Source organism: Collinsella sp. Sow4_E3, from assembly GCF_052116285.1.
Lineage (GTDB): Bacteria > Actinomycetota > Coriobacteriia > Coriobacteriales > Coriobacteriaceae > Collinsella.
In genome coordinates this window covers 50,299-70,470 of the sequence record NZ_JBQKLJ010000004.1, presented here as the reverse complement: position 1 = coordinate 70,470, position 20,172 = coordinate 50,299, and the positions used below count along the sequence as shown (strand labels likewise).

Sequence of the window (20,172 nt, the reverse complement as noted above, 5' to 3'; positions counted from 1 at the left end):
ATTAGATATCCGCCTTGAGATCGAGGGAAAGCGTCAGAGGCGCCGCAGTCTTTTCGTAGGAATCGCACACGCTTGCCAGAATGAGCTCGGCATATACGGCGGCCTGGTCATCCTCATCGACAGTCGCCTGGTCGCCAAAGGTGAAGGTCATGCCCACGTGAGACTCGTCGACATCGAATTTGATCGAGATAACGTCAGAATCAACGGCCGTGCAGCCAAAGATGAAGGCCTCCTCGGCAGCCATACGAATGTCCTCGATACGATCGACGGACATGGAACACAGAGCGCCGACATTAGCCGCCGTCATGCGCACCAAGCGTGCCAGACGCGGATCCCCGGCAACAGTCAGCGTGATAGAGCAAGTTGCTTCACTACTCATCGCAGGACTCCTCGGAGGTCTCGGCGGGCGTGTAGGTGTAATACCGGGCTGCTTTAGCAGCAGGCTTCTGTGCATCATCGTCACCAGCAGCGGCATCGTCCCCGGCTTCGCCAATCAGGACACGCTCGGTCGGCTGCTCGGCTTCGGCGGCAGCGGAAAGATTGCGCTCGGCGTCGACCGCGGGAGCCTTCACCTTGTTAAAGAGTTTCTGAACGGCACCGGCCGCAGAGTCGGTCACGCTCGACACGGCATTGCTGGCCTCGGCCATGCTGCCCGTAACCTCGGAAATGTCGCGAACCACGGCTTCGACCTCTACGAGATTGGAGGTAAGGGCGTCGACGGCGGTCTTGCTCGACTTGAGGAGCGGCTCAACCTGCGCCAGCGCGGGGGTGAGCTCATCGACGGCGCCATCGAGCTTTGCTACCACGGGCTGAGCCTCGGCAATGGTGTTGTTAAGGTCGCTCACCGTCTTGTCGAGCGAATCAACGACAGTGCGGGTCTTTCGCAGCGTGAGCGCGAGCTCGATGACAGCCCACACGCCGGCAACGGCGAGCAGCAGCAGGGCGATTTGGATGGGACTCATACAAGCCTCCCGAAGGAATCGAAATACAGACGCTGTTCATGGTACCCCAAAGGGGACCGAACATGCCAAAAGCAGCAACGTGAGACAAAATTACCAGCAGCTACTTCGGTGCATTCCCGCTACGGTCGCGCTCGCTTTGCTCTACACGCCACTCTTCCCAGCCGCGGCCGGCAGGCTGCCAAAACGCACCGCGCTCCAGCCCCTCGGGCAAATAGCGTTGATCGACCCAGCCTTCGGGATAATCATGCGGATACTTATACACACCGTATTCGTCGCTGCCCGGGCGATGACGATCGCGTAGATAGCTCGGCACCTCGCGCAGCCCACTTGAATGAATATCGGCCAACGCCGCATCAATCGAGGCCTCACACGCGTTGGATTTTGGCGCCAAGCACACATAGAGTGCAGCCTGAGCCAGGTTAATGCGGCACTCGGGATAACCGATGACCTCGGCAGACTTAAACGCGGCATGCGCCACCAATAGCGCCTGCGGGTCGGCGTTGCCAACATCCTCAGAAGCCTGAATCATAATACGGCGAGCGATAAACTTAGGATCCTCCCCCGCATCGATCATGCGCGCGAGCCAATAGATCGTGGCATCGGGGTCGCTGCCGCGCATAGACTTAATAAACGCGCTGATGATGTCGTAGTGCATGTCGCCGTTTTTGTCATACGAAAAACCACGGCGCGGATTGGCAATCTTTACGTCATCCACGGTAATGGGATAACGCTCCCCCGCCGCCGGCGCTGGCGTTCCCTCGGTATCGGGACGCGTGACGGCAATCTCGCTCGCAAGCTCGAGCGTCGTGAGTGCCGAGCGAGCGTCACCCGCAGCCAGCGTGCAGATGGTCTTAACCGTATCCTCATCGGCCGAGAACTTGCCGTTCAAACCCTGCGGCGCCTCGAGCGCACGCTCGATAAGCGTGGCGATATCCTCGTCCTTTAAATGTTCAAGTTCCACCACGCGACCGCGCGAGAGCAACGCCGAGTTGACCTCGAAGTACGGGTTCTCCGTCGTGGCGCCAATCATAATGACGGTACGGTTCTCAACCGCATGCAGCAGGGCATCCTGCTGCGACTTGGAGAAGCGGTGAATCTCGTCGATGAAAAGAATGGTGCGACGGTCGTACGTATTCAGGCGCGTCTTGGCCTCGTCAATCACGCGGCGCAGGTCCTTCACAGTGCCCGTCACGGCGCTGACCTCAACAAACTCGCTCTTGGTATGGTTGGCGATAATGTGGGCCAGTGTCGTCTTGCCCGTACCGGCCGGCCCATACAGAATCACACTCGACAGCACGTCATGCTCAATCGCGGCACGCAACCACGAGCCCTTACCGACGGCCTTTTGCTGGCCCACGTACTCGTCGAGCGAATTGGGCCGCATGCGCACCGCAAGCGGCGCATTCTGAAAGGAACGCTCGCGCGTCGAAGCAGAAAAAAGGTCGTCCATAACCATCCCGTGCATCAATCAAAAACGTTTTCCACGAACAGTATACCGAATATATACGAACTACCGTTCGTTAATATAGGTACGGTGCGGAAACATCAATCCCGGGAACAGCTTGCTCGTGAGCTCGCAGAAATAACCGTCCGTCATGCTCGCAATGTAATCCACGACCGCCTGGTCCTTATCGTCCTGCCATGCATAGGTGCGATCGTAGTAGGAAAGCTGCTGCTCAATGCGAGAAATGTGGTGCTTAAAGATATACGAGGACTCGTCGCCTTCGTTTATGTCCCGCAGGCAACGGTCATAGATCTTCTCGAAGGCCTCGCGCAGCTCCGCTTCGGAGTCGCCTTCTATGCCGCCCTTGCTATAGATCTTCTCGTAGTTCTCGCGCTTGGCCCGGCGGATCTCCTCAAACAGGTCCTCGCTCATCTCGATGCGCGGCTTGCCATAGCTGTGCTCGACGATATCGATAGAGGCATGCGTAAGGATCCAGCTGTTGTATGCACCGCCCAGGTCATCGTCAAAGGCGTCGGGTGACAGCAGGCCCGCCGCAATGGCGTCTTGACGATCGCGCCCAACGTAGGCAAGGATATCCGAGATGCGAACCACGCAGCCCTCGAGCGTCATGGGGCGCAGGTGCTCAATTGCGCTATAACCCGTGGCAATGCATTCCTCGACGGTTCGGTCGAACTGGTCAAAGGAACCCATGTCCGAAAGCTCAAAAACACGCTGTTCGTACTCGCCGTTGTGGCACAGTACGCCATCGAGCGTCTGGAGCGACACGTTGCGGCCGTACAGCGCGTCGAGCACGCGGACCGACTGCACATTATGGAAAAAATAACGCCCCGTGCGCTCATGATAGATGTCGTTGAGGAAACGCTCACCGGCATGGCCAAAGGGCGTGTGGCCCAAGTCGTGGCCTAAGCCAATCGCCTCGATCAGATCGCAGTTGAGCCCCAGAGCACGCCCGATATCGCGAGCGATGCGCGAGACAAGCTGCACGTGCAGGCCGCGGCGCGACAGATCATCGTTGCTGCGAAAACTGAAGACCTGCGTTTTGCCTGCATAACGTGTGTATGCTGGCAGATGCAGAATCTTTTCGATATCGCGCATAAAGGCCGGACGCATAAGCGTGCCCTCGTCTGCGGACCGATCGACACGGCGGATGGCCTGGTCGTCACCGCATCGATAGGGATTAACGACACCCGAGGCGCGGTCGGCGGCAATGCGCTCGACCAGCTCGGGCGACAACGCCGCGGGAATGCGATCCAGGCGCGCCTTGATGGCGGCTGTCTGTTGATTGATTGCCATGGCATGCTCCTTAAAAAGGGCGCGCAAACGGTTACAGCGTACTACCCACGAACTCGATTATGGCAAATATTGGCACCAAAAACGGCAGCAAAGGCAGCGAGCGCGATTTTACGATGAGACAGGCAGCGGCAAGGGTCAGGAGCGCAACCGCAAACGCGACGACGCCGCCCAGGGGATCGAAGGTGCAAAGGGCAAAGAGCGCCTTGGCATCCCCCATGCCAATGCCAGGGGCATGGCGAAGGCGACGCCAGAGTGACTCAGTAAGCACAAGGGCAAGGTAGACGATGACCGCAAGACCGGCGTGGTCAAGCGCCATGTTAACGCCCTTGTCGAGCCAGACGCCTGCAAACGCCGCCACCGCACACGCGCCGGCAAGCTCATTGGGAAACCGCCGCTCGCGGGCATCAATCGCCGCGCCGGCAAAGATGCAAATCCAAAACGGGATATAGAACATCGAAACCCCTCAACTGAGCGCTCAAACGTAAAACCACCGCAAAGGTTCTATCCCCTTTGTGGTGGTTTTGATGGTGGTTATTTGGCGCCCTGCATGACCTCGTCGAGGGTAACGCTTACGGCGTGCTGCGTCGGCACCCAGTCGACCTTCAAGAACAGCGCTGCCACCGTAATGGGGATATAGCTGAACATAAAGATCGGGAAGGTAAACAGGTTGGTTACCAGACGCCACTTTTGCGCGCAGTGAATATGCTTGTATTCAAAGATAGTCGTGAGCAGCGCCAGAATAAAGAAAGTCTGATACATCATAGCGAAGGTCATAATGAGCGAAGCGGCACACGCCTGCATCTCGACTTCGGTAGCCAAGAAACCGTGCGAAAGGCCGCCCACGATGAGGAACGTCGCATTAGCGAGCATCGAGATCAGAGAGAGCAGCATGCCCGGCGCGATCGTCATAAACATGTCGTAGGCGGCAAAGCGATGATAGCGGAAGGTCGATTTGACCAGGTGCTTACCGTACGTAAAGAACACCTGGTAGAAGCCCTTGGTCCAACGCATACGCTGTTTCCAGGATGCCTTAAACGTCACGGGCTGTTCGTCAAAGAACTCCGCCGGCGCATAGCCAATGCGAATACCGTGAATGGCACAGAACGTGGTGAACTGAATATCCTCGGTCAGCGTGTGGAACTGCCAGCCGTGCATACCCTCGATAACGCTGGCGGAGATGAGGTAGCCCGAACCCGAAACGGCGCAAGACGTCTTACAGATGTTGCGCGCATTGTTGAGAAAGCGCGCCTCGCGCAGATACCACGTGGCATTAGCTGCCGAGATCCACGAGCTGCCAAAGTTCTTGGAATTGCGATAGCTCGTAACAACATGGAAGCCCTGGTCAAAAGCATCGTTCATCTTGGACACGTAATCGCGGGCGATAACGTTATCGGCATCGAAGATAAAGTAGCCTTCAAACGTATCGGGATACTCGTTAAGGATGCGGTCGAAGCCATAGTCCATGACCCAGCTCTTGCCTTTACGGGCCAAGTCATTGCGCTCATAGACGACGGCGCCCGCCTCGCGCGCGAGCTGCGCCGTGTTGTCGGTGCAGGCATCGGCGACCACGAAGACCTCGATAAGCTCGGACGGATAATCTTGGTCCTTAATGGAGCGCACGAGGTTGGCGATCACGGCCTCCTCGTTATGCGCCGCGATAAAGAAGGCATAACGATGGAGCTTCTTGGCCTTGGGAGGCGCGACCTCACCACGAAGAGCGCCGATGACAAAGAAGACCACCTGGTACAGAAAACAGACCGTAAGCAGCGTGACGACAATCTGGTTGAAGATCACGATGGGTGTGTTGGTTTGTAAAAAGGCGAGCATGCAGGCTCCCAGGAACGCGTGACGTAAACAACCGTATATCTTACCGCAGGCTTACGGAGTTCAAGAAACCACCTAATACTGGCTAGGCCTCGAGCAGACCGAGCTGAGGGACGATTTCGTTGCCAGCGGCAGTGCGACCGAGCGAACGCGGGGCCAGATCATCCAGAACCGCCGCAAGATCCCATGGCAGCTCGTCACGGCACTCGATGTGCTCCCCCGTCACGGGATGATCGAACGCCACACGCCAGGAATGCAGGAACTGCCTGGTCAAACCCTGATCGGCACGAGCATCGCACTTGCCATAGAGTGGATCGCCCACGCAGGCGTGGTTGATATGGCGCATGTGAACGCGAATCTGATGCGTGCGGCCGGTAAACAGGTGACACTCGACAAGCGTGTAGCCGTCGTCGAAACGCGTGGAATCAAAGCGCTCAAGGACCTTAAAGGTCGTGATGGCCTGGCGCGCAAAGGGGTCATCGGAAACCGCCATCTTCACGCGGTCGCGCGTGGAGCGAGCGATACCAGTATTGATAGTGCCCTCGTCCATGGCAATGTGCCCATGAACGAGCGTAATGTAGCGACGGTCGAGCGTGCGCGTGCGGATGAGATTTTGGAGCGCACGCTGGGTGTCGTCGTCTTTAGCCGCGAGCATAAGACCCGAGGTATCGCGATCCAGACGATGCACGATACCGGGGCGGTCCTCGCCCTGCACGGTGCCAAGATGGTCGATGCCGCAGTGATAGACCAAGGCATTCGCAAGGGTGCCGCTCTCATGACCATGCGCAGGATGGCACACCAGGCCGCGCTGCTTGGAGAGCACCATGAGATAGTCGTCCTCATAGCGAATGTCGAGCGGGATGGCCTCGGGGATCACGTCGGTCGGGTCATGCGGCTCGGGCAGGTCGACCGAGATGCGGTCACCGGAGCGTACGGCATACTTTTTAGATAGGCAGGTCTCGCCGTTGACGGCAACGGCGCCTCTCTCGATCAGATGCGCGCAGGCAGAGCGCGTGGGGCAGCCATCGTTGGCGCCCAGATAGGCGTCGAGACGTTGACCGGCGCAATCGTCGGCAACGAGAATATGGATGTCGGCCATTAGCGCTCATTCCTTTCGCGAATCTTGCGGGCACGCTCCCCACGCTGCTTAGCTTTACGTTTGGCGCGGGCCTCGTCACGGGCATTGAGCTCGGCGGTCGCATCGACCTCGCGAGCGGCGGGACTCAAGAACATGTATCCGATGAGCGCCAGCACGACACCGGCGGTAATGCCGATATCGGCCACGTTAAAGACGGGGAAATCAATGAAGGTAGTGGCAATAAAATCAGTCACAAAGCCCATGGCCAGGCGATCGATCGCGTTGCCGATGGCGCCGCCCGCAACCATGGCCATACCCACGACCTCTAGGCGAGCGAGCTGAGGAGCACGGAGCAAGTACACGGCAATGGCGACAATGGCCGCAAGCGCCAGCACGGCAAACGCTATGCCATGGCCCTCGCCCATGCTAAAGGCAGCTCCGATATTGCGGACAAACACAAAATCGATCACGCCGGGGATAGCGGTCATATGCAGGGTATCGCCCACGGCACGAACCGCAAGCTTGGTCAGCTGGTCAACAAGCAACACAAAGAGCGCCACCCCACCAGCAACACCTAACCGCCAACGCAAAGGCGGCGTCATATCCCCAGTACGACCCAAATCAATCCCCTGCCCTCAAAACAATCGAATTCCATTTAACGCAAATAACTATCTTATATTGCCATACGCAGAACGCACGACATATCCACCAATGCGACAAAGGGGCTGTCCCCTTGTCCCTTCACCGGGCAGTCTTTTTGGCAGTCTTTTTGGGACGGGGCTTTTTTAGCTACCCAGTCCAGCGCTTTCGAAGATTAAGTCCTTATTTGAGGTAGGGCAGCTAAAAAAGCCCCGTCCCAAAAAGACTACCGACACCGAAAACCCGCCAGAGCGAGCATGGTGCCTTGAAGCAAGGCGGCATAGACCTTCTGGTCATGCCGCCGAAGCTGAAAGGCAGATTGCCGCTCTGGCGGGTTTGCAGCGTCAACCTGTTACACGGTTTGGTAAAACCGCGTAACTACAAGGCATTCGCGCAGCGCTTGCAGATATGCGCGTGACCGTTGTACTCGCCGACGGTGGTGCGATAGTTCCAGCAACGGTCGCAGCACTCGCCCTCGGCGGCCTCAATAGCGACGGAAAGCTCCTCGCCCTGGGTTAGCTCAACATCGGAGACGATGTAGAACTCGGCCAGATCGACGGCCTTGTCGCCGGTCAGCAGCGCATACATCTCGGCGGGAACGACCGCCTTGACGCGGACCTGCTGGCTCTTGGTGAAGGTGCCGGCGGAGCGGGCATCCTCAAGGGCCTTGGTCACAGCGCTACGGAGCTCGAGCGAGGCCTCGAGCACGCCCTCGAACTCATTGGCCTCGTCGACCGTGATGGGCGACTTGTACCAATCGAGCAGCGCGGCGTACTTCTGGTGATCGACGCAGCCGGCGGGCGCATAGGCCATGGCCTCGTCGACCGTGTAGGACAGGATCGGCTGCAGGTCGCGCATGAGCATCGAGAAGAGCTCGGCCAGCACGGTCTGGGCGCTGCGGCGCTCGAGCGAGCCGGGCTTGTCGCAGTACAGGCGGTCCTTCAGGGCGTCGAGGTACACGTTGGAAAGCTCGGTAACCACAAAGTCGTAGAGCGCACGGTAGGCGCGCGGGAACTCGTAGCTGGCGTAGGCGTCGTCGACCTCGGCCTGGACCTGGGTCAGACGGGCAACCATGAGCTTGTCGAGCGGCAGCAGGTCGGCAAAGGCGACGCCGTCGGTCTCGGGCTCAAACTGACCCTCGAGCTCGGAGAGCAGGAAGCGCAGCGTGTTGCGGAAACGACGGTAGGCATCGGACGTACGAGCAAGGATCTCGTGGTCGATGGAGACGTCGGAGCTGGTATCGACCGAGGCGACCCACAGGCGGATGATATCAGCGCCCATCTCGTCGCAGACCTTGTTGGGGTCGATGACGTTGCCGAGCGACTTGGACATCTTGCGGCCCTGGCCATCGAGCGTGAAGCCCTGCGAGACGACCGCCTTGTACGGGGCGTGGCCGTTGGCACCCACCGAGGTGAGCAACGAGCTCTGGAACCAACCGCGGTGCTGGTCGGAGCCCTCGAGGTACACATCCGCCGGGTACTCAAGCTCGGGGCGATACTCGCAGACGGCCTTCCAGGAGACGCCGGAATCCCACCACACGTCGAGGATGTCCTTATCGGCCTTGAGGTGATGGCCGCCGCACTTGGGGCAGACGCAGGCCTCGCCCAGGTAGCTCTCGGGAGCGTCGGTGAACCAGGCGTCGGAGCCCTTCTCGTGGAAGAGCTTGATGACGGCGTCGAGCGTGGCGTCGTTCATGACCTTCTCGCCGCAGTCGGCGCAGGTGTAGCTGGGGATAGGCACGCCCCAGTTGCGCTGACGGCTGATGCACCAGTCGGGACGCTGCTCGACCATGGCACCGATGCGGTTGGCCGCGTGGGCCGGATACCACTTGACGTTCTCGCGGATCTCTTTGCCAGCCTGCTCGCGCAAACCGGTTTTGTCCATCGAGACAAACCACTGGTCGGTAGCACGGAAGAGCACCGGGTGCTTGCAGCGCCAGCAGTGCGGATAGCTGTGCGTGATCTTCTTCTCGAGGACCAGGGTGCCGCGCTCGCGCAGGAACTCGATGATGTGCGGATTGGCCTCGTCGGTATCCATACCGCTGAAGGGGCCACCGGTACCAAACTCTTCGCCGGTGTAGAACTTACCGTCGTCATCGACCGGCATGCAGATATCGGTGATGCCCTCCTTGAGGCAGGCGAAGTAGTCGTCGACGCCGTGGCCGGGCGAGTTGTGGACGATACCGGTACCGTCATCGACGCCGACGTAATCGGCCAGCAGTGCCACGCCCTCGACACCGTCAAAGATCGGCTGCTTGTAGTGGATGTGGTGGAAGGTCTCAGCGGGAACCACATAGGGCTTACCGTCGACCATGACCGGGGTGTACTCCCAGCCAAACTCCTCACAGCACTTGGGAGCCAGGTCCTCGAGCATGACCTCGGCACGGCCATCGTGCTCAACGGCAACATAGGCGGCGCCGGGCTTAAGGGAAACGGCCTGGTCGGAGGGGATGGTCCACGGCGTGGTCGTCCAGATGATGAAGTCAACCGGGCCGTCGAAGTTCTCGAGACCGGCAGGCTTAGTGGTCATCTCAAAGCGCACGAAGATGGACGGGCTCGTCTCGTCGGAGTACTCGATCTCGGCCTCGGCCAGCGCGGTGTGGCAGTGCTTGCACCAGTGGACGGGCTTATGACCGCGATAGATCATGCCCTTGTCGAACATGGCCTTAAAGACCTCGATGTCGGCGGCGTCATGCTGGTGATAGAGCGTCAGATACGGGTTGTCCCAGTCGCCAAGCACGCCCAGGCGACGGAAGCCGGCCTTCTGCAGCTCGATGTTCTCGACAGCGAACTTATTGCAAAGCTCGCGGATCTTAGCCGTGGAGGTCTGGTTGAACTTCTCGGTGCCGAGCTTCTCCTCGACCTTGTGCTCAATCGGCTGACCGTGGCAGTCCCAACCGGGGACATAGGGAACCTCATAGCCCTGCATCATCCAGTAACGGTTGATCATGTCCTTAGAGATCTTGTTCATGGCGTGGCCGATGTGGATCGGGCCGTTGGCATACGGAGGGCCGTCGTGCAGCACGAACTTCTTGTGACCCTTGTTCTTCTTTAGAACTTGCTCGTAGACCTTGTTGTCCTGCCAGTCCTTGAGTCGCTTGGGCTCGGACTTGGAAAGACCGGCACGCATGGGAAAACCGGTCTTGGGCAGATTCATCGTCTGCTTGTACTCGTTTGCCACGGTACCCCTTTCTTGTCATGGGCGCGCACGCCCTCTGGGCACCAAAAAAGCGCCCGTCCCTGCAAGCTGGGACGAAGCGCCACAAGACAGGCAGTCTGCCCGTAAAAGCTCTTCGCTTAACCACCCAGCTTAGATGCCCTCGCCCGCGTCGCCGCGCGCTCGCATCCGTTACTCGGCTGGCCTGTATCGACGACCATCTCGGCGATATCTACTAAGACGTGCCTGCGCGGCACGTCCGTTGGGACCGCAGCTCCGGGGTGATTTTCATCGGTCGCATGCACGGGTTCTCAGCACTCCCCGCTCTCTGTAGCATGCGGACGGCCGACTACTCGTCCCCATCAACGCTTATGCGGAGTATGCTAGCACGTTCCGCGCCGACGAAAAACCCTCAACACTGGTTTTATACGTTCGAAATTTCTCGCGGCTGTGGACCTTCTCTAGGAGCAAAATACCTGAAAGCACTTTATCGAACGAAAGAAGGTTGCTATGCGCACGATCGGAATGAGCGACTATACCGTCGGCGAGGACTGCTTCGACGAGCTGCCCGGCGCGCTGGCCGAATACGGAGCGACCAAGGTCGCAATCATCGGTGGCAAGCGAGCACTGGCTGCAGCACTTCCCGGTATCGAAGCCGCGCTGGCAGGCACCGGCGTCGAGGTTCTGGAGACGCGCGTCTACGGCACCAACAGCACACGCGCCAATATCGCCAAGGTCGTAAACTCCCCCGCCTGCCAGGAAGCCGACGTGCTTATCGCCTGCGGCGGCGGCAAGGCACTCGACACCGTGAAGACGGCGGCCATCGAGCTCAAGAAGATCGTCTTTACGGTCCCGACGATCTGCTCTAACTGCTCCGCCGCGACCGCCATTGCCGTTGTCTACAACGACGACGGCTCGCTCGAGGGCTATTCGTACCCCAACCGCCCCGCGCACATCTTCATCAACCCCAAGATCATCGCCGAGGCACCGGCAGAGTACTTCTGGGCCGGCGTGGGCGATGCCCTGTCCAAGCAGCCCGAGGTCGAGTACGCCACGAGCGCCGGAAATTTGGAGCACACCGCCGGTCTTGGCCTGGCACTCGCCCACACCTGCTCCGAGCCGCTGTTTACCTATGGCGTCCAGGGTCTTGAGGACGTGCGCCAGGACCTGTCGAGCGAGGCCGTCAAGCAGATCGCGCTCGACATCGTGGTCAACACGGGATATGTCTCGAACCTGACCAACCAGAACGATTACTACTACAACTCGAGCGTGGCACACGCGTTCTACAACGCCACTTGCAGCATTCCGCGTGAGGGCACCTACCTGCACGGCGAGGTCGTAAGCCTGGGCGTGCTCGTGCTGTTCGCCTACACGGGCGACACCGATAACCTTGAACGCTACGCGGCCTTTAACAATCAGATGGGCCTGCCCGTGACGCTTGAGCAGGTCGGGCTTTCCGAGGCCGATATCCCTGCCCTGTGCGAGTACGCGCACGCCACCAACGAGTGGAAGCAGGGTAACCCCGAGCCCTTCACCGACGAGAAGTTCGCCGCCGCCATCAAGGCAGCCAACGCCTACGGCCACACGCTCCTCGCCTAACCTACCAAATAGGGACAGGTTTATTTTGGCAGGTTTTATCTGGGCAAACGCCATTGAAGATCAGTTGAAATTGTTTAGATTGCCAGTAAAGGGGGCGACCATCTACTCGATGGCCGCCCCCTTTCATTTGCTATTCCAACATGCTCGGGTCAAATTCACTTGCGGGAATCACACGGTACCCGTGGCGCAGGAGCAGGTCGACGAAGACACCGTTGCCCGCGGTGAGCGTGCCGCTAAAGGTGCCATCGTAGACGCGACCTGCACCGCACGAGGGGCTACGGTCCTGTAAGATGCACGCGGCGATCTCTTCCGGCCCGCCCGCCTGCTCGCACATGTCGAGTGCGCGCTCGGCACCCAGGCGAAACTCACGATCGACCGAGGCGCCCTCGCAGGTACGGACTTCGCCGTTCACAATCTCGGACGGCTTGCGCGGTGTGGGCAAGCCACCAAAAACCTCGGGGCATACCAACAGGACCTCGGTTCCCGTGCGCTCACAAGCCTCGACCAGCTCGCGATGGTAATTATCGAGCCCGTTATACTTGCAGCTCTCGCCCATCAAGCAGGCACTTACCACGATCTTCATATACAACCCTTCCCAAGCAAAACGCCCCATTTGAGGTGGACACTCAAATGGGGCGAAAGCACCGCGCAACTAGTATTACTGCTGCTTTGGCATCAGCGGATTCTCACGCGTGAGGAGATTCATAAACTCCTCGCCCGTGATCGTCTCCTTCTTGTACAGATAACGAGCCAGCTCGTGGAGCTTAAACTTGTTCTCCTTCAGGATCTGCAGGGCGCGGTCGTGCGCATCCTCGATCAGCTTGGCGACAATCGCGTCCACGCGCTCGGCCGTACCGGGGGCGCAGGTGAGCGACGTATCCTGGTTAAGGTACGCGTTCTGCACGGTACCGAGCGCCATCATGCCAAACTCATCGGACATACCAAAGCGCGTCACCATGTTACGGGCGAGCTTGGTGGCCTGCTCGATATCGTTGGCGGCGCCGGTCGTCATCTCGCCAAAGATGAGCTCCTCGGCTGCACGGCCACCGCAATAGACGGCGAGCTTGTCCAGGATCTCCTGGCGCGTGGTCAGGAAGCGCTCATCCTCCTCGACCTGCATGGTGTAGCCCAGAGCACCGCTCGTGCGAGGCACGATGGTGATCTTCGTGACCGGCGCAGAGCCCTTCTGGCGAGCGGCAACGATGGCATGGCCGATCTCGTGATAAGAAACGACCTGCTTCTCGTGGTCGGACAGCACCGTGGACTTGCGCTGCTGGCCGGCGATGACGACCTCCACCGACTCCTCAAAGTCGTCCTGCGTGGCGCGCTTGCGACCCTCGCGGACGGCACGCAGGGCGCCCTCGTTGATGATGTTGGCCAGGTCGGCGCCCGAGGCACCGGGCGTGGCGCGGGCAATCGCGGTCAGGTCGATCGGCGGCTGCGTCTTCACGCTCTTGGCGTGCAGCTCAAGAATGTTCTTACGGCCGGTCAGGTCGGGCAGCTCAACGGGAATGCGGCGGTCAAAACGACCGGGGCGCAACAGGGCCGGGTCAAGGCTGTCGGGACGGTTGGTGGCAGCGAGGACGACGATACCCTTGTGGTTATCGAAGCCGTCCATCTCGGTCAGCAGCTGGTTGAGCGTCTGCTCGCGTTCGTCGTTGCCACTAAAGCCGCCGCCGTCGCGCTTCTTGCCAATAGTATCGATCTCATCGATAAAGACGATGCACGGGGCCTTTTCCTTGGCCTGCTTAAACAGATCACGAACCTTAGCGGCGCCGCGGCCGACGAACATCTCAACAAACTCAGAGCCCGAAATACTAAAGAACGGCACACCAGCCTCGCCCGCCACAGCCTTGGCAAGCAGGGTTTTACCGGTACCCGGAGGGCCGACAAGGAGGGCACCGCGCGGCAGCTTGGCGCCAATCTCCTCGTAGCGCTGCGGCTTCTCCAGAAAGTCGACAACCTCCTTGAGGGACTCCTTGGCCTCTTCCTGGCCAGCAACATCCTTAAAGGTCACGCCCACGTCCTTGGAGGCAATCACACGCGCGCCGGACTTGCCCAGTCCACCGCCGCCAAAACCGCCGCCGCCAAAGTTCATCGACGGGCCGTCATCACCCATGGCCTTCTTCATGCGGCGGTTGAGCCACCAGCCGATCAGGAAGAAAATCGCCATGGGAAGAATGAGGGTGAGCAGGTAGTAAGTCATCAGACCCGAGTTCTTATCGGGAACGACCGACTCAAGCGAGGCGCCAGATTCAAGCACGCGATCGGTAAAGCCCGCATCATTCGGCACACCGGTCGTCTTGTAGGCGATGTTCTCGTCCTCGCCCTTCTTGGTGTAATAAATCGAGTAATCGTCCGTGTTGTACTCGACCTTATCGACGCTCTTCTTGTCGAGCGCTTTGACAAACGTCGAGTAATCGGTCTTCGTAATCTGCTGCGTGTGACCGATGTTGGGGAACAGAACGGTCGAGAGCACGAGGTAGACGACGAAGGCGATGAGCACGTAGAGGATCATATTCCGTCTACGTTTGTTGTCATCCATCTCCATCTGCTTGAACTCCATCTACTGGGGTTGATAATGCTAACTAGAATACCCAACCCGGCCGGCGATAAACCGACACCGGGCACGAAAGGACAGAGATGGCATCACTGGAAATCGGCAAGGTTCAAATCTATACGGGCGACGGCAAGGGCAAGACGACGGCTGCGCTGGGGCTCGCGCTGCGCGCCACGGGCTATGGACTTAACGTGCTCATGCTTCAGTTTGCCAAGAAGCTGCACTGCGCCGAACATGACGCAGCTCCTCGATTGGGGCTTTGCATCGTACAAGCCGACCGCGACACGCCCGAAGCCTGTGCCGCACAGATCATGGAGCTGGCGCGCGAGCAGATTAGCCAAGTCGACGTGCTGATCTTGGATGAGCTGGGAGAAGCCATGCGACGGGGCTTTGTGACGCGCGAGGATGTCGAAGCGTTGATCGCGATGAAACCAACCACCACGGAGCTCGTGCTCACTGGCCGCGGCTTGCTGCCCCTCGCCGACCTTGCCGACCTCGTAACCGAAATGCGCCCCGTCAAACACTACTTCGACGAAGGCCTCCTGGCCCGCCAAGGCATCGAATACTAATTGATCCAAAGGGGACGGAGGAAAACGAATCATCGACATCACCACGGAGCGCAATGATCCGTTTTCCTCTGTCTCATACGGATCATTAGGCAGTGGCGCGGCCTAGCCAGTTGCCGCTGTGGTGGTAGATGGTGAACATCGTGGCCGTGATGAGCCAGGTTACGGGGTAAACCAGCAGCAGGAGTTCAAGCGACGGATCGAAAGGCATGATCGCAAACACCCAGATCACCCTGAGCACGACGGTGCCGAAAATCGTGAGAATCATGGGCTGCAAGCTCACGCCGGCACCGCGAATGGAGCCCGACGCGTTTTCGATAATCGAGAAAATCGCATAGAACGGCGCAATAAAATGGATGATGGTCGTGGTGTAGGCCGAAATCGAAGCATCGTCGACAAACAGACGCGACAGAGGACCCGAGAACACCAGCAGCACGGCAGACAGGCCACCAATGAGCATAAACGACAGCACGAGCGACGTATGGTAGCCCTTGCGCATGCGCTCGTAGTTGCGCGCGCCAAAGTTCTGTGCCGAGAACGTGGTGATCGACACGCCAAGCGCCTCGGTAACCATCCAGACAATGCCATCTAAGCGGCCAGAAAGACCCCAGGCCGTGGTGACATCGGCACCAAACGAGTTGACCGACACCTGAATCAAAACGTTGGAAATCGAATACGCAGCAGACTGAAAGCCAAGCGGCAGACCACACGAGATCATGCTCTTGCAAATACCAGGATCAATGCCGAGTTTGGACAGTGAAAGCCGCCACGCACCCGGTGCGTGCATCATGCGAATCACGATCATCGTGGCGTTGGAGCAAATGGTCAGCGCCACCGCGATGCCGCAGCCCAAAGCCTCCATATGCAGCACGGCAACAAAAATGATATCCAGTACCACGTTAACGAGGCAGCCGGAAGCGATGATCACGGCAGGTCCACGCGTGTCGCCCACGGCGCGCAGCAGTGCCGTTCCCATATTGAGCAGCAGCGCCGCAACCATGGCGGCAAAATAGCAACGAGCATAGGCCACACCCTCGGCCAATAGTTCATGCGGCGTATTCATAAGCACCAGCATGGGCTCAACGAACACTATGCCCAGAATCGAGACGACGATACCGCCCACCAGAGCGAGCGTCATGGCCGTATGGACCGAACGACTCAGTCGCTCATCATCGTGCTGGCCAAAATACTGACCCGTAATAACAGCACAGCCGGCGCCAACACCGACGCAAAAACCGATGCAGAGCTCCGTGAGCACCATCGTGGCCTGGATGCCGCCCAACGCGAGCTTGCCGCCAAACTGACCGACGATATAGGTACCGATAAGTGTGTAGGCCTGCTGAAAAAACGAACTAAAGAAGATGGGAACGCACAACGAAAGCAACTGCTGCCAAATAACACCCTGTGTTACATCGATAGCCGTAGATTTCTTAGCCACACGCCCTCCCCACCAGCGCACGTCAAACAACAAAACGTCAATTTGATGACCAAAGCCGACACCAGCTTAGCACCGACCGGCGTCAACCGAAACACACGGAATCAGAGCCCCGTGCAAAATATCTGCCTAGTGATACAGTCCCGGCTGGTAGTGATACTCGTTGCTCACGTGCGGACACAACTGCCAAAAAGCGACAGCACTCGCCGCGGCCACGTTGAGCGAATCGACCCCGTGCGCCATCGGAATACGCACAGCCCGGTCACAGCCCGCGATGGTCTTGGCGCCCAGACCGGCGCCCTCGGTGCCCATAAAGATCGCCAACCGGTCAATCTCCCGCAACGCGGGATCGTCCAACGACACCGAATCATCCGTCAATGCCATGGCGGCACACGAAAAGCCGGCATCGTGCAGCGCCGCCAGCCCATCATGCGGCCATACGCGCGCCTCGCTGCCAATTCGCGTCCAGGGCACCTGGAACACCGTGCCCATGCTCACGCGGGCCGAGCGGCGGTACAGCGGGTCACAGCAAGTGGGGCTCACCAAAATGCCATCGACATTCAACGCTGCCGCCGAGCGGAAAATCGCACCCACATTAGTATGGTCGACAATACCCTCGAGCACGCACACGCGCACCGGGCGCTCACCCGCCACCTCGACGACGCCGCCCAAGAACTCATCAACCGGAATCTGACGCGGGCGACGGAACGCCGCGAGCGCACCGCGCGTCACGTTAAAGCCCGTCAACTGCTCCATGAGCTCCATGGAGGCCACGAACACAGGAACTGGACCTGCGCCCTCGCGTACAACCAGACGCTCGAACAGCGGCATCATCTGATCGAGCCAGCGCTCACCCAAAAGAAAGCTCACCGGCTCGTATCCGGCACGCACCGCACGCTCGATGACCTTGGCGCTCTCGGCGATAAAGATGCCCTTTTGCGGCTCCAGCACGCAGCGCAGCTCGCGCTCCGTCAGTCGCACGTAGGCGTCGAGCCGCTCATCATTAAGGGAACCGATTCGCAGCACCTCAACGGCATCAGTCATAGCAGCCAGCCCGCACCCTTCTTTACAGCACATCTATACCAAACGAGGCGACGCTAAGCGCCGCCCCATGCATTCAATCAACCCGGTGATACCGTTCACGCCAGACGATTTAAGCATCAACACGACGATATGTCACGAACTCATAATCGAGGCCTTCGTCACCCTCGCCCGCGGCAATCGTGGCAACCCCGTCGCGCCGCGCAACTTCCCACGCAGGATCGACATCCAAATTGGGAAAATACGTGTCCACGGCATGGGTGCAATGGTTGTGCGTGACCTCGGCCTCCACGCAGTACGGCAAAAACTGCCGATAGACATCGCCGCCACCGATCACCCAGGCAACGGGCTCATCGGCAACCGCGGCCAAGGCCTCGTCAACGCTATGCACTACGTCGACACCCTCGGGGGCAAAGCCCTCGTCGCGCGTGAGCACAATGTTGCGGCGGTTCTTGAGCGGACGCCCGCCGGGAAAACTCAGCAGGGTCTTGCGTCCCATAATAACCGGACAACCCTTGGTGCACGCCACAAAATGGCGCATGTCGGCACGGTTGGACACGACCATGTCACCCTCGCACCCAATGCCCCAGTCATCGCACACGGCGACAATGGCAGAAAGCTTACACGTCATGCGCGTCACCTACACCGCAATGGGGATGTTCTTGACCTGCGGGCCGTGCTCATAGCCCTCAACGATCAGATCATCAGTCGTAAACGCGTAGAAATCATGCACATCGGGGTTGAGCGTTACCTTAGGAGCCGCAAACTGCGGACGCTCGATAAGCTCGCGGACGATATCGACATGACGGTCGTAAATATGGGCATCGGCGATCACATGCAGCAACTCGCCAGCGATCATATCGACCGACTGCGCGACCATCATCAGCAAAATGGCGTACTGGCACACATTCCAGTTGTTCGCGGCCAAAATGTCCTGGCTGCGCTGGTTGAGAATCATGTTGAGTGTGGGCTTGTCATCCTGCGGGCGCTGCGTGACGTTATAGGTCACGCTGTAGGCGCACGGATACAGGTGCATCTCGGACAGGTCGCTAAACACGTACGTATTGGTCATGATGCGGCGGCTGTACGGCGTGTGCTTAAGGTCGTACAGCACGCGGTCCATCTGGTCAAAGTCACCCTCGGCATAATGGCTCTTCTGCCCAATCTGATACCCATAGGCCTTGCCGATGGAACCGGTCTCGTCGGCCCACTCATCCCAAATATGGCTGTTGAGGTCATGCACGTTATTGGACTTCTTTTGATAGATCCATAGAATCTCGTCCATGGCAGATTTGAGGGCCGTACGACGCAGGGTAAGCGCCGGAAACTCCTCACGCAGGTCGTAGCGCGCCGTAACGCCAAAGTTTTTAATGGTATAGGCAGGGGTGCCGTCCTCCCACACCGGACGAACCTTTTGGCCCTCGGTAGTGGTGCCATGGTCCAGAATATCGCGGCACATGGCTACAAACTGTTGATCAGCTTTGCTCATTGACCCTCCTGTCAGTCGCCTATAAGCGATTTTTATTGTAGCCCAGGCGCGCAGCATCGAATTGCACACTTGGGGCGGCACACGCAATGCACGGCAGTACGGCACCGCATTCGCAAATGCTGCACCTTTAGCTTTTTTGACATATGCCAAAAATAGCTTGAAGGGTTTCGTATACGCGCTATCTCCTATTGTTGACATATGTCAGATTTGGAGAGTGTATGGCAGGAAGACGCGAAAAATTGCGCCGTGTTGGGATCATTCCCGAATATCGCGGCTTTACCCCTGACGGCCTTGCCAGCGGAGACGCCATCGACATGACGGTCGACGAACTCGAAGTCCTACGGCTTTGCGACCTGGAAGGCCTCAATCAGGAGGCCGTCGCCCAGCAAATGGGCATCGCCCGTGCCACCGTGGCGGCCATCTGCAGCCGCGCGCATCGTAAGGTGGCAAACGCGCTGGTCAACGGGCGAGCACTTAGTATCGAGGGCGGCAATATCGCATACTCCCCCACACCTACGACGACGGCCATATGGCCAGCAAAGGAGGTCGGCACCATGAGGGTGGCAACGACGTACGACAACGGCAACATCTTTATGCACTTTGGCCGCAGCGAGCAGTTCAAAATCTATGACATCCAGGATGGCAAGGTGCTCAACGAGCAGGTCGTAGGCACCGGCGGCACTGGTCACGGCGCCCTAGCGGGTCTGCTCGCCAACGGTGGCGTCGATACGCTCATCTGCGGCGGTATCGGCGGCGGCGCCATCAACGCGCTCACCCAGGCAGGCATCACGGTCTATGCGGGCGCCCAGGGCAGCTGCGACGCCTGCGTCGAGGCCCTCATTGCCGGCACGCTCGCGCAGACCGGCGAGGCCACCTGCGACTGCCATGGGCACGAGCACGAGCACGCCCACGAGCATGGCGAGTCCTGCAGCTGCCACGGCCACCACGACCATGATGGGCACGAGGGCTGTGGCTGCCACTAGTGGCAAGCACCTCAACGCCAACACGCTTCCGCGCGTGAGAAAACCTGCGAACGAACGGCGAAGGCCGCCTGGAGTACCATCC

At 59.1% G+C, this 20,172-nt stretch carries 18 protein-coding genes; 3 read left to right on the top strand and 15 right to left on the bottom strand.

Translation table 11 applies throughout. The features are described from left to right. Position 1: 1 nt before the first annotated feature. The 9 genes from ACTQ48_RS04285 to ileS form a co-directional block, all read right to left on the bottom strand. Positions 2–379 (bottom strand): ATP-binding protein, encoded by a 378-nt coding sequence (locus tag ACTQ48_RS04285; RefSeq protein ID WP_154515503.1) that lies wholly within the window; start codon positions 377–379, stop codon positions 2–4. Then, the gene (locus tag ACTQ48_RS04280; protein WP_441056195.1) at positions 372–962 is read right to left on the bottom strand and encodes a hypothetical protein; all 591 of its coding nucleotides are present in this window, start codon (positions 960–962) and stop codon (positions 372–374) included. Before ACTQ48_RS04280 ends, ACTQ48_RS04285 begins: the two co-directional genes overlap by 8 nt. A gap of 100 nt (positions 963–1,062) precedes the next feature. After that, entirely contained in the window at positions 1,063–2,412 is a 1,350-nt protein-coding gene (locus tag ACTQ48_RS04275) for a replication-associated recombination protein A (RefSeq protein ID WP_118237456.1), read from the bottom strand. Between the two features lie 60 nt (positions 2,413–2,472). Next, complete coding sequence (locus ACTQ48_RS04270) at positions 2,473–3,720, bottom strand: deoxyguanosinetriphosphate triphosphohydrolase family protein (RefSeq protein WP_441570214.1); 1,248 nt, start codon at positions 3,718–3,720, stop codon at positions 2,473–2,475. 31 nt (positions 3,721–3,751) lie between these two features. Continuing rightward, complete coding sequence (locus tag ACTQ48_RS04265) at positions 3,752–4,174, bottom strand: prepilin peptidase (RefSeq protein ID WP_441041128.1); 423 nt, start codon at positions 4,172–4,174, stop codon at positions 3,752–3,754. 77 nt (positions 4,175–4,251) lie between these two features. Next, on the bottom strand, positions 4,252–5,547 hold the full coding sequence (locus ACTQ48_RS04260) for a glycosyltransferase family 2 protein (RefSeq protein ID WP_154515488.1): 1,296 nt from the start codon (positions 5,545–5,547) through the stop codon (positions 4,252–4,254). Between the two features lie 82 nt (positions 5,548–5,629). Then, the gene (locus ACTQ48_RS04255) at positions 5,630–6,643 is read right to left on the bottom strand and encodes an RluA family pseudouridine synthase (protein ID WP_441570213.1); all 1,014 of its coding nucleotides are present in this window, start codon (positions 6,641–6,643) and stop codon (positions 5,630–5,632) included. Continuing rightward, on the bottom strand, positions 6,643–7,182 hold the full coding sequence (gene lspA, locus ACTQ48_RS04250) for a signal peptidase II (protein ID WP_441570212.1): 540 nt from the start codon (positions 7,180–7,182) through the stop codon (positions 6,643–6,645). Before lspA ends, ACTQ48_RS04255 begins: the two co-directional genes overlap by 1 nt. A 457-nt stretch (positions 7,183–7,639) precedes the next feature. Then, positions 7,640–10,417: an isoleucine--tRNA ligase gene (ileS, locus tag ACTQ48_RS04245; protein ID WP_427794734.1), complete on the bottom strand. Its 2,778-nt coding sequence runs from the start codon at positions 10,415–10,417 to the stop codon at positions 7,640–7,642. A gap of 510 nt (positions 10,418–10,927) precedes the next feature. Here ileS and ACTQ48_RS04240 point away from each other — a divergent pair. Then, positions 10,928–12,016: an iron-containing alcohol dehydrogenase family protein gene (locus ACTQ48_RS04240; protein ID WP_441570211.1), complete on the top strand. Its 1,089-nt coding sequence runs from the start codon at positions 10,928–10,930 to the stop codon at positions 12,014–12,016. A gap of 130 nt (positions 12,017–12,146) precedes the next feature. Here ACTQ48_RS04240 and ACTQ48_RS04235 read toward each other — a convergent pair whose 3' ends face one another. Beyond that, a complete protein-coding gene (locus ACTQ48_RS04235) occupies positions 12,147–12,599 on the bottom strand; it encodes a DUF523 domain-containing protein (protein ID WP_441063418.1) in 453 nt (150 codons plus the stop codon). Positions 12,600–12,674: 75 nt separating this feature from the next. Beyond that, complete coding sequence (gene ftsH / locus ACTQ48_RS04230; protein WP_195838531.1) at positions 12,675–14,567, bottom strand: ATP-dependent zinc metalloprotease FtsH; 1,893 nt, start codon at positions 14,565–14,567, stop codon at positions 12,675–12,677. Positions 14,568–14,659: 92 nt separating this feature from the next. Between ftsH and ACTQ48_RS04225 the strand changes: the two genes are divergently transcribed. Next, the gene (locus tag ACTQ48_RS04225; protein ID WP_441570210.1) at positions 14,660–15,145 is read left to right on the top strand and encodes a cob(I)yrinic acid a,c-diamide adenosyltransferase; all 486 of its coding nucleotides are present in this window, start codon (positions 14,660–14,662) and stop codon (positions 15,143–15,145) included. An 85-nt stretch (positions 15,146–15,230) separates the two neighbouring features. Here ACTQ48_RS04225 and ACTQ48_RS04220 read toward each other — a convergent pair whose 3' ends face one another. The 4 genes from ACTQ48_RS04220 to thyA form a co-directional block, all read right to left on the bottom strand. Next, the gene (locus tag ACTQ48_RS04220; protein WP_441548346.1) at positions 15,231–16,580 is read right to left on the bottom strand and encodes an MATE family efflux transporter; all 1,350 of its coding nucleotides are present in this window, start codon (positions 16,578–16,580) and stop codon (positions 15,231–15,233) included. A 126-nt stretch (positions 16,581–16,706) separates the two neighbouring features. Continuing rightward, positions 16,707–17,621: a TrmH family RNA methyltransferase gene (locus ACTQ48_RS04215; protein ID WP_441570209.1), complete on the bottom strand. Its 915-nt coding sequence runs from the start codon at positions 17,619–17,621 to the stop codon at positions 16,707–16,709. Positions 17,622–17,730: 109 nt separating this feature from the next. Then, positions 17,731–18,249: a dihydrofolate reductase gene (locus ACTQ48_RS04210; RefSeq protein ID WP_441068690.1), complete on the bottom strand. Its 519-nt coding sequence runs from the start codon at positions 18,247–18,249 to the stop codon at positions 17,731–17,733. Between the two features lie 9 nt (positions 18,250–18,258). After that, complete coding sequence (gene thyA / locus ACTQ48_RS04205) at positions 18,259–19,107, bottom strand: thymidylate synthase (RefSeq protein WP_154515464.1); 849 nt, start codon at positions 19,105–19,107, stop codon at positions 18,259–18,261. Between the two features lie 218 nt (positions 19,108–19,325). Here thyA and ACTQ48_RS04200 point away from each other — a divergent pair, with 218 nt between their 5' ends. Next, positions 19,326–20,090: a NifB/NifX family molybdenum-iron cluster-binding protein gene (locus ACTQ48_RS04200; RefSeq protein WP_427794672.1), complete on the top strand. Its 765-nt coding sequence runs from the start codon at positions 19,326–19,328 to the stop codon at positions 20,088–20,090. The last annotated feature ends 82 nt before the right edge of the window (positions 20,091–20,172 follow it).